The following is a 14,653-nucleotide window of genomic DNA, read 5'->3' as shown; positions in this document are numbered from 1 at the left end:
TACTCACGAATGAAGGCCCCGGCTAGGAAAGAAGGAACGTAGGCGAACCCTCATCGACGGACTGCCTAGCTTCGCTCGATGATGACACCACCGGCATGCTCGCCGAGGTCGGCGAAGAAGCGATCACTATCGAGAATCGCTTCGGGTGGATGCACACCCGGCCGTACCGCGAGACCATCGATGAGCTGAGAAAGGCCGAGCGCCAACGGAATTCCGGTCGCCGCCGCCATATCATCGAGCAAGGACCCGGCTGAGCCGACGTGCGCGAGGACCGATCGCGGCGCACCATCCTTGCTGCCGGTGGCGACCGCGAAGAACAGCGGCAGATTTCCCGGCCCGGCGAAGCGCCACGAGCGTGCCATCGAGCGCAGCCCCCGGCGCAGCGTCGGCGCGGCCACTTCGGCGGCGGCGGATTCGTTGGAGAGGGCGCCGCTGTCGATGTCGGTACGCAGAACGTCGAGGAAGGCGGCGGTGCCGGGTGTCACGACCATCAGATTCGCCGCATGCCCCGACGGTCGCAGAGTCCGATGCAAGGTGACCGGTTCGGGATGACCGACCGTGTAAGCGGTTCCGGCCCGCCCGCCGGGCAGGGACAACGGCACCGGGCGAAGCGGCGGCTCCTGTACCAACCGCCCGGACCGGACCACGGCGACAGTGCCGCTGACCTGCTGCATCCAATGCACGGCCGCGGCGGTGGGTAAGCCGGACGAGTCCGTGAGTCCCGCATTGTCCGGATTCCCGGCACCGGGCACATCGACGGGCCAGGCGGTGTAGACGTCCTCGACCGTGTCGAGCTCACGCGCCGCACGGGCCGCGAGCAGATTACTGACCCCGGGACTCGCCCCGATCCCGATGATCGCGCAGACACCGGCGGCACGCGCCTCGGCGTCGTATCCGAGCATCCGCACCGTCGGTTCCCAATCGTCACAGATGTCGAGATAGTGCGTCCCGGTCTCGATCGCCGCCCGCAGCACCGTCAGCCCGAAACGGTAATACGGGCCAACGGTATTGAGGACGACATCGGCGTCCGCGAGGGCGCGGTAGAGGGCCGCTCGATCGGTCACCTCGACCCGGGATGCGCGCAGTCCGGCATCGAAACCGGACAGCGCATGAGCAGTGGATTGCGCCGCCGCGAGGTCGCGATCGGCTACCACGATCTCGTGCACGCCGGGCAGTGCCGCCGCGGTCCGGACGGCCACCCTTCCCATCGCACCTGATCCGCCCAGTGCCAGCACCCTCATCCCGATCTCCTCCGGCTGCACAATATCGTTCGTTTCATATACGATCGACGGTAACATGAACGATACGAAGCCAGGATTCCTGCACGGCACTCCTCGCGGACCGGTGCGACGGCTCGCCGTGATCGAGGCGGCGGCCGGGATCGCGTTCGCGGCAATCGCGCTGCCCGCGAGCGGTCCGGAAGTCCGGCTGCCGGACTGGATCCAGTTGCTCGGCTTGGGATTACTGCTCGCGGTGCTGGGCATGACGCTGCACACCTGGCGAGTGGTGATCCGTCTCCGGGCATGGCCCGGCCCGACAGTTCTGCGTTGCCAGGTCCGCAGCGAACGCCGCCTGCGTAGGGGTGTGGTGATCTACCTGACGCTGGCGGTCGTGCTGACACCGGTCCCGCCGACCTGGACCCGGTTCTGGTTCGCCACGACCGTGCTCACCGCAACCGCCGCCGGGCTCGCGCTTGTTATCTCGGCAGGCTTAGCTGTCTACGAAATGCGCAGGGGCCGAGCATGATCCGTCACTTCGCGAACCACCTCGGCATAACTGCGGAACAGTCGAGGCGGCCTGGGTGTCTCGGCTGCGAGCAGCAGCGACCAGCATTCGGCGACCACACCGCGAGCCTTGGTCCCGGCCCATGGTTGCGGCAGCAGCTGCGGCGGCAGCAGGGGATCGGGCTCCATCGCACTGGTGAACTCGGCGGCCAATTCGATGGTGACGGTGAGCAGTTCGGTGTCGGTGAGCTCGGCGGCGCGCAACCGCCGCAGCGTGCGCCGCGCGAAATCGAGGAGTCGACGATGGCGTGCGGCGATCTCGTCCAGCGGCCACAGCCGGGCGGCAATCCGGCGCGGCGATTCGGTGTGTCCGACCCGCAGGTCGGCGGTGGTGCACGTGGTGACGTGGTCGGCGACGTCGAGTTCGGCGGCGAGCGCCGCCAGCTGCGGTTCCCAGGCGTTCGCGCTGACATAGAGTCCGCCCTGGATCGGCGCTCCGCCGAGCCGAACGATGCTGTCGCGCATAACATCTCGGGCCGGGCGAGCGGACTCCGGAATCGCGAACGCGACCAGATGCCAGCGGCCGTCCCACTCGGCCTCGCCGCGATCCTGGGCGAACATGTAGCGGACGAACTCCACATCGGGCGCGAGCGCGCTCGCCGTCTCCGCCGTGGCGTGCAGGATCGCCTTGCGGCCCCGACCCTGCTGGGTGAATCGACCGTCGCCGACCAGACGGCGGATGCACAGCCGGACTTGCTGATCGGTCATGCCGAGTGCGTTCGCAACCGTATACAGCTCAGCCGCGTCGATGGTGCCGTCCTCGCGGACCATGCTCTCCACGAGGGTGCGGGTCGTCACCTCGGCGTTCTGGTTTTCCACCATTCACTCTCTCGATCCGGTCGATGCTGATGCGCTCATCATACAAACGATGGTTTACAGAACGAACGATTGGAGACGCCATGTCGTCGGAAGAACCTCGTGCCGCACCCGTTTCGCGGCGGCGGTGGCGAATACTCGGGTCCCTCACGGCGATTCTCATGTTGATCGCCGCGGCAGTCGGCTGGGTCCTGTACCAGAACAGTTATGACCTGCGCGAACAACGCGTGACCATCCCCGGCGGCGCACAACCCCTGCACGGCGTGCTCGCCCTGCCGAAACAGGGCACGGCACCGTTCGGCCTGGTGGTTTTCGTGCACGGCGACGGCCCGATCGACGCCACCCACGACACCTTCTACCGGCCGATCTGGGAGTCACTGGCGCGTGCGGGGTATGCGTCGCTGGCCTGGGACAAACCCGGCGTCGCGGGCGCACCCGGCGACTGGCTGAACCAGACCATGGCCGACCGGACGGCCGAAACGCTCGACGCAATCGCCTGGGCCAGAACACGACCCGAAATAGATCCGGCGCGGATCGGATTGTGGGGCGCCAGCCAAGCGGGCTGGGTGCTGCCCGCCGTCGCCGCACGAGACCCCATGTTGCAGTTCATGATCGCCGTCTCACCCGCCGTCAACTGGCTCCAGCAGGGCCGCTACAACATGGTCGCCGAACTGACCGCGGACGGTGCGACTCCGGCGCAGATCGAGGCCGCGATCGCCAGGAGCGACCGCACCCGGCAACTACTGCGCGATGGCGCAACCTTCGAACAAGCAAGCGCGGCAGGCGCCGTCACCCCGGAGATGACCGCGCAACGCTGGCGATTCATCCAGCAGAACTACACCGCCGACGCCTCCGCCGACCTCGCCGCGGTCCGCATCCCCGTGCTACTTGTCCTGGCCGATCACGACCGCAATGTCGACATCGTCGACACCGAAACCCGCTACCGCCAACTGATTCCGGCCGACCTGTTGCGCGTCGAGCACTACCGCGACGCCACCCATTCCCTGCTGCGCAAGGACATCGAGGACAGCACGGTCAAGACCACCGTCGTCGCCATTGCCGCACCCAGATCACTGTTCGCCGAAGGGTTTCTGCGCGACCAGTGTCACTACGTACGCGACGTCGGCCGGTGATCACGAGCGCGCTTGCGCTTCGGCGGCACCGATGATGTTGCGGACCATGCCGCCGAAGACGATCTCGTGGAACGGCGAGATCGCCTTCCAATAGATGTGCCCGGACAGTCCATGGGGCTCGAAGATCGCACACTGCCGATACAGCGTGCCGCCACCCGGCTCGGGCTCCGCGGACAGTTCCAACCAGGCGTCGCCGGGCACCCGCAGCTCGGCGCGCAGCCGAAGTAACCGCGGCCGGTCGAGATATTCGACGCGCCACCAGTCCAGTGCCTCGCCCGCGCGCAGCCGGTGCGGATCGCGTCGGCCGCGGCGCAGTCCGGCTCCGCCCGCTAGCCGGTCGATCCAGCCGCGGATCGACCAGGCCAGCGGGAACGAGTACCAGCCGTGCTCACCGCCGATGGATTCGATGACCTGCCACACGGTGTCCGGATCGGCGTCGGTGTGGCGTTCGCGGACGTCCTGGTAGAGGGTGCCGCCGGACCAGTCCGGGTCGGTGGGCAGTGGATCCGATGGTGCGCCCGGTGTCGCGGCGTCGGACCAGCGGGTGGGCACGTCGAAATCGCGGATCCGGGCCAGCGCGAGTGCCACCGCGCGTTCGAAGCCGGTCAATCCCTCCGGCGGGTCCGGGATGTGCTCGGCGATGTCGTGCTCGCCGCAGACCACCTCATGCACCAGCGACTCGATCAACGGCACGGCGATCGCTTTCGGAACCGGGGTGACCAGGTTGACCCACTGCGCCGACAGCCAAGGTGTCAGTACCGGCACCGGCACCACCGCGCGACGCGGCAGCTTGGCGATCGCCGCGTATCTGCGGAGCATGTCGAGGTAGGTCAGCACATCGGGTCCGCCGATGTCGAAGGACCGATTCACTTGTGGGCCGAGCGTGGTGGCGCGGGCCAGGTAGTAGAGCACGTCGCGGATCGCGATCGGTTGGATGCGGTTGTGCACCCAGCGGGGCGTGACCATCGCGGGCAGCCGTTCGGAGAGGTAACGCAGCATCTCGAAGCTCGCCGAACCGGATCCGATGATCACCGCGGCACGGAATTCGACGGTGGGTACGCCCGAGGCGAGCAGGATTTCGCCGACCTCCGCCCGCGAGGACAGATGCGGCGACAGCCGCTCGCCCGGCGGGATGATGCCGCCCAGATAGACGACCCTGGACAGACCCGCCGTAGCCGCAGCGGTCGCCACGATCTGCGCCGCTCGGCGATCGATGTCGACGAAGTCGCGTTGGACCAGCGAATGGACGAGGTAGTAGAGCACTTCCTGGTCGTCCAGTGCGGCGGCGACTGTCTGTGGATCGGTGACGTCACCGCCGACGATATCGACGTCGTCGCGCCACGGCACCTGGTCGAGCTTGCCGGGGGAGCGAACCATCACCCGCACCGAATGGCCCATGCCCAGCAGTTCCGGGACCAGTCGCCCGCCGATGTAGCCGGTCGCTCCGAACACCACACATCTCATGCACAGCCTCCGAGTCGCGGGGAAACGCGTCGATAATCCAGTGCGCGAGCTGTTGATTACTGCACGTCCGTGCCACTCTTTCTGCCGGGGCGGAGTGGCGCGAGATTCAGTCCTCGGTGACCGGGGTCTCGTGCAACGCCCGCCATCGGTACCGGGGCGGCGTGGACTCGGTGGTCAGAAACGCCGTCGTCCGGCGATCGGCATGCTTTCCAGCGAAGTGATGCCGCTCCAGGAACCGGACCACCGTCACGTCGCCTTCGGCGAACAGCACCTCGACGTCGGAGATCTCGATGTCGAGACCGGGCCGAGAATTGCGCGCCCGCCGCAGTCCGGACAGCAACTCGGAACGACTCAACCGGGCACCGGAGGTGGTCACCATGGAGAACGTGTCGTGCTGGGTCCCGGCGAAACTCTCCAGGACCTCCGGCTCGGCATCGGTGCCGAGCCACGTGGCCAACAGTGCATGCACGGTCTCGACCTCGGCCACCGGATCGAGTGAATCGGAACCAGACATCCCCGCAGACTACTCGAGCAACCCGCGCCGGACGCCGAGGCGCGCGGCCCGCCGTGCCGTCGAGTGGCACCTGGCTGCGGCGAATGTCGAGAGCGGTTCTCCATGGTGTGCCACTCGTGGATAGAGGACATTTGAATTGGCCTGGGGCGCAAGGGGTCGCCGATCTTGTCCGGTGGTCGAGGGGCGGCAATCCGGCTACCATGCGCTAATGCGATGGGGGAGGTTGGGCGACCGACTGCACCGCGCGGCGTTACTGCTTGCGGTGCTGGCGGCGGTCGTCTGCGGCCTCGGTATCGCGGCGCTCACCTGGTGGCTGCTGTGGCTGGCGTTCGGCGCGAAAGCCGAGACCCCCAATCAACTGGACCTCACCAAAATCGCACTGGCGGTCGCGGCGGGCGTCGGTGGCGCGGCCGCTCTGGTGGTGGCCTACCGGCGGCAGCGTGACCTCGAACGCGGGCGGTTCGCCGAATTGTTCGGGGCGGCCTCGCAGCAACTCGGCGATGCCGATGTGGCGGTGCGCATCGCCGGGGTCTATGCGATGGCCGGACTCGCCGACGAGTTCCGCTTGCCGAGCAGGCGCCAACAATGCGTCGACGTGCTGTGCGGTTATCTCCGGCTGCCCTACGACCCCGTCGCCGGTGCGAACCACCTTGTCTCGCAGGCGGAAACGGTGGACGAGTCCGGCCTGAAGGTGGAACGGGTCTACCAGTTCCGGCAGAACGATCGTGAGGTGCGCCGCACCATCGTCAAGGTGATCGCCGACCATCTCGAGCGGTCGGCCGATGTCTCCTGGTCGGACTGTGAGTTCACCTTCAACAACGCCGTCATCGAACGAGCGGACTTCCGGCACGCGGTTTTCCTGGGGCAGCGCACCTCGTTCGCCCGCGCGGTATTCATCGGCCGCAGCACCTTCGAGCACGCGACCTTCGCCGGTCCGCACGTCACCTTCCGCGAGGCGAAGTTCGAAGGCGGCCCCGCGCTGTTCGACCATGCGAGATTCGGCTCGACCCGTCCCGAGAAGATCGAACGCGCGGGTTCCGGCACCACCTTCGACGGCGCGACCTTCGACTGTTCCGTGTCGTTCGAGAAGGCCACCTTCGTCGGCCCGCGGACCACCTTCAACGGCGCCCGCTGCACCGGTGCCCGAACCTCGTTCCAGGACACCAAGTTCCACGCCGAGCTCACCTCCTTCGAAAACGCCACTCTGGACGGCCAGCACCTCGCCTTCACCGGCGCGGAGATCACCAGCCCGCGGATCAGCTTCGCGGGCGCGCACTTCGAGGCAGGCACCGTCGCCTTCGACGACACCCGCATCGGCGCGCCCACCCGCCTGCGGCACCGGGGCACCCGCGAAACCGACTTCAGCCGAGCCGAATTCCACGGCAACACCACCTTCGCGGGCACCACCTTCGCCGGCCGCTCCGTCGATTTCACCGAAGGCGACTTCTTCGGCGACATCTCCTTCGTCGACGCCCGCTTCACCGCCAACGAGGTCGACTTCGACCGCCCCAAAGCCTGGGTCGGCACCCATTTCGACTGGGATGACATCCCCACTCGCAAACCAGCCAACATCAAACCCAACCCGTGGCCGCCGGAACCGCCCGAATAGTCAGGGGATAGAGCGGGTCGTGCGGTGAAGGCGGGTTGAAAGAATCCGGCGGGTAGCAGAAAGGGGCGGCATCCGGATGGACGCCGCCCCCTCTCACCTGCTAGCTCGGCCAGCCGCCGTACGGGACGGTGATCAATTCCATGAAGTGGCCGTTGGGGTCCAGGAAGTAGACACCGCGACCGCCGTCATTGTGATTGATCTCGTTGACGCCTTGTTGGCGCGGGTCGGCCCAGTGCTCCAGCTGGTAGCGCTGGATCTTGGCGTAGGCCGCGTCGAACTCCGGCTCGGAGATCAGGAATGCGTAATGCTGGGGCTGGATTTCGGAAACGTGCGGTGGCACCTTCGCGAAATCGAAAGTGACGCCGTTATCCAACGGAAGTGGGATGAACGGGCCCCATTCGGCCCCGAGTTCCGAACCGAGGATGTCCGCCCAGAATTCGGCGGTCACCCGATTGTCGTGGCAACCGACAATAGTGTGATTGAACTGTACTGACAGTGGAATTTCTCCTTGTGCAGTGACGATCCCGACCCCGGGCTCGGTACAAGGCGGCCAACGGGAGCACCGTCACGATCTCCGACGCTAGCAAACATCCCATGGATTTCGCCAGCATCCAGTGACACAGACCATTTCGCGTCAGCGGGGCAGGCGCAGCACCGCGCGATAGCCGTGATCGGCGGTCGGTCCGGATTCGAAGCTGCCACCGAGCAGTTCGGCGCGTTCGGCGAGGCCGACCAGTCCGTGCCGAGAGCTGGGCAGCGGCACCGCGGAACGGGTCGGCGCGGTATTGGTGATGGTGACGCCGTAGTGATCGCTGTCGTGCCACAGCCACACGAGGGCGGTCGCACCCGGCGCGTGCTTGCGCACATTGGTGAGCGCCTCCTGCACCGTGCGGTAGATCGTGCGCTGGCCTGGCGCGCCCAGCTCGTCGGGCAGGTCACCGCGCAACTCGACCTCGATGCCGCTGGAGTCGAGCAACTTTCGCAGATCGGCGAGGGTCGGCTGCGGTGTCAGCTCGGTGCCCTGACCGCCCGCGGCACGCAGCAGCGTGACCATGTGCCGGAGCTCGTCGAGCGTGTCGACACTGAGCCTGCGGATGGTGCGCGCGGCATCGACCGCGTCGGGGTCGGTGGCGGCGACCTGGAGCGCGCCCGCGCGAACGGCGATCAGACTGACCTGGTGTGCGACCACATCGTGCATTTCGCGGCCGATCTGCGCGCGTTCGCGGGCCAACACGGCCTGGGCGTGCAGTTGCCGTTCGTGGTCGCGCGCCTCCTCTATCTCGACCAACCGGGCCGACAGATCACGGCGGGTCTGCATCAGCTGGCCGAGCAGCACGGGCGCGCCCGCCCAGGCCAGCGAGTAGGCGAAGGCGACGAGTGTGTCCGGCGGGCGGTACTCCGTCTGGTCGGGTGGCCATGGTGTGGACGCGGCGATCGAGGTGGCCAGGATCGTCGTCACCAGCAGCGTTCGGTTTTTGGTGCGCTCGGCCAGCGTGTACAGGGCGATCGCGGGGGCGGCGAGATTGGCCAGCAGCAGGCTTGCGGGCAGCGTCAGCACGAATGCCGCCAGCGGGTGCCGTCGCCGCAGCAGCAAGGCCGCGCACGCGATACCGCCGACCGCGAGCTTGCCGGGGGAGGTGTCCTCGCCGTCGACGAGCACGTCGGCCGCGGCTACCGCGACGAGCGCGAGGTCGATCAGCCATGGCGGGAAGCGGGTCACGGTAGTAGGCCCGCCCGCTGTGCGAGCAGTGCCGCTTGCACGCGGCTGGGTACTCGCAGTTTGGTGAAGATGGCGCTGACATGGTCCTTCACCGTGCCGACGCTCAGGTGGACGCGTTGCCCGATCTCGGCATTCGACAGCCCCTCGGCGATGAGCACCAGCACCGTACGTTCCCGTTCGGTGAGCCGCTCGACGCGTGCGACCTCCGCATCCAGGTCCGCGGTGGTGGCGGGCCCGGCGTTGCGGAGCAGAGCGGCCGAGACCTTCGGCGACAACACCACGCCACCGGCGGCGAGGGTCCGGGTCAGTTGCGCCAGCTGCTCGGGTTCGGTGTCTTTGAGCACGAAACCCGCTGCGCCGGAGCGCAATGCGGACAGGATGTAGTCGTCGGTGTCGAAGGTTGTCAGCATGGCGACCACCGGCGGGTCGGGCACCTCACGGAGTCGGCGCAGCACGGTCAGGCCGTCCACGTCGGGCATCCTGATGTCGAGCAGCACCACATCCGGCCGCGTCCGCTCGACCGCCGCCAGCGCCTCCGTCCCGGTCGCCGTCGCGACCACCTCGATATCGGCGGCCGCATTCAGGATCAGCTCGAAACCCGATCGCACCAGCGCTTCGTCATCGACGACCACCACCCGGATCACTTGCCACACTCCTGTCCAGACGTCGCCCTGTCAGCCGTGAGCCTAGATCTGGGTGGTATATCGACCCGTCAGCGAGGCGGTGAGGTAGCCGACCGGTGGGGGTGGTCCAGCCGATCGGCGGGGTATTCGCGGCCGACGGGCGGAGGGTTCCGGTCCGATGCCGGATACCGAGCGGATCGATCTTTCTCAACGCTGAAAGTCATGGCCCACAAGACAGTTCCGTCTGCCGCCGATGCCGAGCACACTGCTTGCGTGGGTGGTGCGGATCCGGCGGGGGGTATGGGTCGATTTGGTGACCCGGATCGGGCTGGCCGTGCACCTCATGTTGGCGGTCAGGAGCGGGTTGACGGCGCAGATCTGACGGACGGTGTGGATCGGGCTGGTGGCGTGGTTCGGACCGGCGGTACGGCTTCCGCGGGTTCGGCTGGCGGTGTCGCCGAGAAGGCGCGCGCCGGTGCTCGGTTGCTCGGTGTCGACCTGGCGCGCGGTATCGCGGTGCTCGGGATGTTCGCCGCGCACGTTGGTCCTGATGCGGGGCGGGGTGGCGGCATCGGGTTCGTCATGGAGCTGACGCACGGGCGGTCGTCGGCGCTGTTCGCGTTTCTCGCGGGTTTCTCGATTCTGCTGATCACCGGTCGGCGGGCGGCGAAGACGGAGCGCGACGGCAGGCAGGCGGCCGTGAAGGTGTTGATCCGGGCGGGTGTCCTGGTCGTGCTCGGCACCGCGCTGACTGCGCTCGGCACCGCGGTCGAGGTCATCCTGGCCTACTACGGGCTGTACTTCCTGCTGGTCCTGCCGCTGCGCAGACTGCGCGCCGCCACGTTGGCCGTCATCGCGGCGGTGAGCGCGCTGGTGTTGCCGCAACTCTGGTTCGTGGTGCTCGCGCAGGACACCGGCTGGATCGACGCCGTCAACCGATTCGATCCGCTCGCCTGGGCGAGCGGTCGCGGCGATCCGATCGGCAGTGCGGGTGGGCTGACCGGGTTGCTGCTGACCGGCAGCTATCCGGCACTGAGTTGGCTGCCGTTCGTGATCGCGGGCATGGCGGTCGCTCGACTCGACTTGTCCGCCAGCATAATTCGCGCCCGGCTCGCGATCACCGGTGTCGGCCTCGCGGTGCTCGGATACGGCGGTTCCGCACTGGCACTGCATCTCTCACCAGGCGAGACGGAACCATTCGGGTTCATGAACGCGCCCTGGTGGTCCGACCTGGCCGAAGACCCGCCCGGCTGGCGATACCGACTGTCGGCGATCCCGCACAGCGAAAGCACCTTCTCGATCCTGGGGAACACCGGTGTCGCGCTCACCATCCTGGTCGCCTGTCTCGCCGCCTGCGACGGATCCCGGCAGTTCCGACGCCTGACCACCCCACTGATCGCGGTCGGCACCATGTCGCTGACCGCCTACGTGTTCCACGTAGCCGCCATCGCGGTGCTCGGCTTCGACACCCTGCCTGCGGACTCCCTCCCGGTCCTGCTAGGACTGTCTGCCATCATCCTGATGTTCGCCGCCTGCTGGACCCAATTCTTCCGCCGCGGCCCACTGGAATGGTTACTGAACCGAGCAACCGCCGTTGCCCACCGCGTGCGGTAGTCACCCTGCGGAACCGTCCCTCCCGCAGCGCGCGAGGTCGCGGCTGCGCACGAGATTGGTAGCTCTTTTGTGCGCTGCGAGCAAACTCCTGCGCGGCTGGCGGCTGGCGGCTGGCGGCTGGCGGCTGGCGGCTGGCGGCTGGCGGCTGGCGGCTGGCGGCTGGCGGCTGGCGGCAGGCGGGTGGTGGCTGGCGGGCACTGGGCCTGGGGCAGTGCGGGCGGTAGCGTCGGCGGAATGAAGATTCGTGGGGCGGTCCTGGAGCGGATCGCGGCGCCGGTGCCGTTCGCCGAGTCGGCGCCGATCAGCGTGGGTGAGCTGGAGCTCGGCGAGCCGGGAGCGGGGGAGCTGCTGGTTCGGATCGAGGCGGCTGGGCTGTGCCATTCGGACCTGTCCGTGGTGGACGGCAATCGGGTGCGGCCGGTGCCGATGCTGCTCGGACACGAGGCGGCGGGCCGAGTCGAGGCGATCGGCCCCGGCGGCAGTGATCTCGCCGTCGGACAGCGCGTGGTGATGACCTTCCTGCCGCGCTGCGGCGCGTGCCCGGGCTGCGCGACCGACGGCCGGACACCGTGCGTGCCGGGCAGTCTCGCCAATAACGCGGGTGAACTGCTCGGCGGCGGACGGCGGCTGAGCCGGGACGGCAGCGAGGTGCACCATCACCTCGGGGTGTCTGCCTTCGCGACGCACGCGGTGGTGGACCGCAGGTCGGTGGTGCCGGTAGACGACGATGTACCGCCGGAGGTGGCGGCCGTACTCGGCTGCGCGGTGTTGACCGGCGGTGGAGCACTGCTGAATTCGGCGAAGCCGGGGCCGGGAGACCGGATCATGGTGGTCGGTCTGGGCGGGGTCGGCATGGCGGCGGTGTTGGTGGCGGTGTCGCTGGCGGCCGACGGTCATGAGGTGATCGCCGTCGACACCGTCCCGGAAAAGCTCACTCTCGCTGAGGAATTGGGTGCCACTGCGGCCTACACTCCCGTGCAGGTGGCCGAGCTCGGCGTACAGGCGGAGATCGTCGTGGAGGCCGCGGGCAATATTCGCGCTTTCGAAACCGCCGTCGCGGCAACGGCTCCCGGCGGCACCACCGTGACGGTCGGCCTGCCAGCTCCGGACGCCCGCGCCAGCATCTCCCCGCTTGCTCTTGTCGCGCAAGGCCGTTCGATCGTCGGCAGCTATCTCGGTTCAGCCGTGCCCTCGCGTGACATTCCTACCTACGTCGACATGTGGCGAGCCGGTCGGCTGCCCGTCGAACGGTTGGTGTCCGCGCATATCGGCCTGGACGACATCAACCACGCCATGGACGAACTCGCCGCAGGTCACGCGCTGCGACAGGTGATCGTCTTCGACTGACGGCGCGCGCCGTAGTGACGCTGATCATGCGGCGCGGCAGCGGAGCGGTGTGAGCTGGTTGCTTACCTCGACGTGCGTATTCGACCGAAAAGTTCGTACTTGTCGGCGATTCGGGCGGTGCCGAGACTTGCCTTCGGTAGGGGCAATGACTTGGAAGGAAGCCCATGATGACCGATGGCGCACGGGAACCTGTAACCGTTCTCGGACTGGGAGCAATGGGACGGGCGCTCGCCGAGGCATTCCTCGCGGCGGGGCACCCGACCACAGTGTGGAACCGGAGTCCGGATCGGGCGGCACCGGTGGTTGCCGCAGGTGCGACGCACCATCTTGCGATCGAGGACGCGGTGCGGGAGAGCGCGCTCGTGGTCTCCTGCCTGACCACGTTCGGGGCCACGCTGGAGAGTTTGGCGCGGGCGGGCGAGGCGATGTCGGGCCGGACGTTGGTCACGTTGAACAGCGGAACCCCGTCGGGCGCAAAAGAGTTGGCCGAGTGGGCGGCCGCGCATGGTGCTCGGTTCCTCGGCGGTGCGATCAAGAACGTGCCCGCGGCGGTCGGGCAGCCGGACACCCAGCTCTACTACGGCGGTGACCGGGAGATTTTCGACGAGCACGTGGAGACGCTGCGCGTCCTCGGCGGGGACACCATCCACCTCGGCCCGGAGCCGGATCTCGCCGCGCTGTACGAGTCAGCGGTCGGTGCGACGCTGCTGCCCGCCCTGCTCGGATTCTTCGAGGGCGCAGCCATTTTGACGGCTCGCGGACTGACCGCGCAGACGATGGTGCCCTATGCGACCAAATGGCTGCAGATGATCGAGTCGTTGCTGCCGATCATGGCCGACGAGATCGACACCGGCGACTACACGAAACTCGGTTCCTCGGTCGACCTGTTCCACGCGTCCATTGGGAACGACGAGGAACTCGGCGCGGAAAGCGGGGTCGATATGTCTTGGCACGCACCGATGTACGGTCTGCTGCGCCGCGCGGTCGCGGACGGGCACGGTGAACACAGCATCACCTCGGTGATCGAGGTGCTACGTAAACCGGCGGCATGACCAGTCGCGCAGGTAGTTTCGGATCAGTCGTCCATGGCATCGACGAATCGACGAAGTAAGCGGGCGAATTCGGCCCGCTCGGCGGTAGTCCAGTCGGACATGGCCGCGGCCATGGCGGTGCGGCGCCCGGTCTGGGCGGCCGTCACCGCCCGCTTGCCGTCGCCGGTGAGCCGGAGCACGGCGCGTCGCCCGTCGTGCTGGTCGGCTACTCGTTCCAGTAGGCCGAGTGAAACAGACTGTGCGACAAGGCGACTGGCGCGCGGCTGATCTACGCCCAAGGCTGGCGCCAGGGTGCTGACGGTGGGGGATTCGGTGCAGGCCACCGCGTCGAGCACGCGGAAAACGGCGACCGGGATAGGGGTGTCGCCGGTGAGTGCCCCTCGGGTTTGTCTGCGTCGGATTCGGACCATCGCCGCTTCGACGGCTTCGGTGATCGCATCGTGCTCGTCCATCGGTGCACTCCTCCTTCCTGTGTATTTTTCCACCCGAATCAACTGCATGTTAAATTACATGTAGTTGTACTGAAGCATATATGGAGGAATGATGGCCGTGCAGCGTCGAATCGGCTACTGGCTCGTCGAACTCGATCGGCTGATCAACGAGCGATTCGAGGAGGATCTCGCTGTCGGCGAGCTGAGCCGCAGACACTGGCAGATCCTGCACTCGCTATCGAGCGGGCCGCAGTCGGCAAGCGAGCTCCGCGACGCGTTGGACGCTTTTCTCGCCGACTCGGCGGAATGGGCTGCCGAGCTGGCGGCGGTAGTGGCCAGGAGCCTGGTGGTCGACGAATCGGGCACTCTTTCGCTGACCGATGCGGGTCGGGCCGCCCACGACCGGGCGTGGGCGCGGATCGGCGCGCGCCGCCGGAAGATGACCGAGGGCATCACCGACGAACAGTTCGCCGAGACGATGTGGGTGCTGCGAAAAATGGCCGCCAATATGGCTGGTGCCGAGGCCGTTCGGTAGGTAATCTCGAT

General features: G+C 67.5%; 15 protein-coding genes. 7 read left to right on the top strand and 8 right to left on the bottom strand.

Annotation, left to right across the window (positions count from 1 at the left end; all coding sequences use genetic code 11):
* Positions 1 to 65: 65 nt before the first annotated feature.
* A complete protein-coding gene (locus ACFK0J_RS27905; protein WP_378732288.1) occupies positions 66 to 1,241 on the bottom strand; it encodes a saccharopine dehydrogenase family protein in 1,176 nt (391 codons plus the stop codon).
* A gap of 55 nt (positions 1,242 to 1,296) precedes the next feature.
* Here ACFK0J_RS27905 and ACFK0J_RS27900 point away from each other — a divergent pair, with 55 nt between their 5' ends.
* Positions 1,297 to 1,746 (top strand): hypothetical protein, encoded by a 450-nt coding sequence (locus ACFK0J_RS27900; RefSeq protein ID WP_378732285.1) that lies wholly within the window; start codon positions 1,297 to 1,299, stop codon positions 1,744 to 1,746.
* Here ACFK0J_RS27900 and ACFK0J_RS27895 read toward each other — a convergent pair.
* Entirely contained in the window at positions 1,719 to 2,606 is an 888-nt protein-coding gene (locus tag ACFK0J_RS27895; RefSeq protein ID WP_378732282.1) for a PaaX family transcriptional regulator C-terminal domain-containing protein, read from the bottom strand. The two genes, ACFK0J_RS27900 and ACFK0J_RS27895, sit on opposite strands and share 28 nt — an antisense overlap.
* 128 nt (positions 2,607 to 2,734) lie before the next feature.
* Between ACFK0J_RS27895 and ACFK0J_RS27890 the strand changes: the two genes are divergently transcribed.
* Positions 2,735 to 3,733: an alpha/beta hydrolase family protein gene (locus ACFK0J_RS27890; RefSeq protein WP_378743072.1), complete on the top strand. Its 999-nt coding sequence runs from the start codon at positions 2,735 to 2,737 to the stop codon at positions 3,731 to 3,733.
* Here the strand turns inward: ACFK0J_RS27890 and ACFK0J_RS27885 are convergent, their stop codons facing one another.
* Together ACFK0J_RS27885 and ACFK0J_RS27880 are read right to left on the bottom strand one after the other, a co-directional pair.
* The gene (locus ACFK0J_RS27885; protein WP_378732279.1) at positions 3,734 to 5,197 is read right to left on the bottom strand and encodes an SDR family oxidoreductase; all 1,464 of its coding nucleotides are present in this window, start codon (positions 5,195 to 5,197) and stop codon (positions 3,734 to 3,736) included.
* A gap of 106 nt (positions 5,198 to 5,303) precedes the next feature.
* Entirely contained in the window at positions 5,304 to 5,711 is a 408-nt protein-coding gene (locus ACFK0J_RS27880; RefSeq protein ID WP_378732276.1) for a hypothetical protein, read from the bottom strand.
* Between the two features lie 208 nt (positions 5,712 to 5,919).
* Between ACFK0J_RS27880 and ACFK0J_RS27875 the strand changes: the two genes are divergently transcribed.
* Complete coding sequence (locus tag ACFK0J_RS27875; protein WP_378732274.1) at positions 5,920 to 7,320, top strand: pentapeptide repeat-containing protein; 1,401 nt, start codon at positions 5,920 to 5,922, stop codon at positions 7,318 to 7,320.
* A 100-nt stretch (positions 7,321 to 7,420) separates the two neighbouring features.
* Here ACFK0J_RS27875 and ACFK0J_RS27870 read toward each other — a convergent pair whose 3' ends face one another.
* From ACFK0J_RS27870 to ACFK0J_RS27860, 3 genes are all read right to left on the bottom strand, one after another.
* Complete coding sequence (locus tag ACFK0J_RS27870; RefSeq protein WP_378743070.1) at positions 7,421 to 7,816, bottom strand: VOC family protein; 396 nt, start codon at positions 7,814 to 7,816, stop codon at positions 7,421 to 7,423.
* Positions 7,817 to 7,954: 138 nt separating this feature from the next.
* Positions 7,955 to 9,040 (bottom strand): sensor histidine kinase, encoded by a 1,086-nt coding sequence (locus ACFK0J_RS27865; protein WP_378732271.1) that lies wholly within the window; start codon positions 9,038 to 9,040, stop codon positions 7,955 to 7,957.
* Positions 9,037 to 9,684, bottom strand: coding sequence for a response regulator (locus ACFK0J_RS27860; protein ID WP_378732269.1), 648 nt, complete (start codon positions 9,682 to 9,684; stop codon positions 9,037 to 9,039). The genes ACFK0J_RS27865 and ACFK0J_RS27860 overlap by 4 nt, the downstream gene beginning before the upstream one ends.
* Before the next feature lie 387 nt (positions 9,685 to 10,071).
* Between ACFK0J_RS27860 and ACFK0J_RS27855 the strand changes: the two genes are divergently transcribed.
* The 3 genes from ACFK0J_RS27855 (at position 10,072) to ACFK0J_RS27845 (ending at position 13,676) form a co-directional block, all read left to right on the top strand.
* On the top strand, positions 10,072 to 11,277 hold the full coding sequence (locus ACFK0J_RS27855; RefSeq protein WP_378732266.1) for a DUF418 domain-containing protein: 1,206 nt from the start codon (positions 10,072 to 10,074) through the stop codon (positions 11,275 to 11,277).
* A 234-nt stretch (positions 11,278 to 11,511) separates the two neighbouring features.
* Positions 11,512 to 12,624, top strand: coding sequence for an alcohol dehydrogenase catalytic domain-containing protein (locus tag ACFK0J_RS27850; protein WP_378732263.1), 1,113 nt, complete (start codon positions 11,512 to 11,514; stop codon positions 12,622 to 12,624).
* A 164-nt stretch (positions 12,625 to 12,788) separates the two neighbouring features.
* Positions 12,789 to 13,676, top strand: a complete 888-nt coding sequence (locus ACFK0J_RS27845) for an NAD(P)-dependent oxidoreductase (RefSeq protein ID WP_378732260.1) — start codon at positions 12,789 to 12,791, stop codon at positions 13,674 to 13,676.
* A gap of 23 nt (positions 13,677 to 13,699) precedes the next feature.
* Here the strand turns inward: ACFK0J_RS27845 and ACFK0J_RS27840 are convergent, their stop codons facing one another.
* Entirely contained in the window at positions 13,700 to 14,128 is a 429-nt protein-coding gene (locus ACFK0J_RS27840) for a MarR family winged helix-turn-helix transcriptional regulator (RefSeq protein WP_378732257.1), read from the bottom strand.
* Between the two features lie 97 nt (positions 14,129 to 14,225).
* Between ACFK0J_RS27840 and ACFK0J_RS27835 the strand changes: the two genes are divergently transcribed.
* The gene (locus tag ACFK0J_RS27835) at positions 14,226 to 14,642 is read left to right on the top strand and encodes a hypothetical protein (RefSeq protein ID WP_378732254.1); all 417 of its coding nucleotides are present in this window, start codon (positions 14,226 to 14,228) and stop codon (positions 14,640 to 14,642) included.
* Positions 14,643 to 14,653: the final 11 nt, after the last annotated feature.

The sequence above is a fragment of the Nocardia brasiliensis genome (genome assembly GCF_042691675.1).
In the GTDB taxonomy this organism is placed as follows: domain Bacteria; phylum Actinomycetota; class Actinomycetes; order Mycobacteriales; family Mycobacteriaceae; genus Nocardia; species Nocardia brasiliensis_D.
The sequence above is the reverse complement of the archived record's forward strand: the minus strand, read 5'-3'. Positions and strand labels throughout refer to the sequence as shown.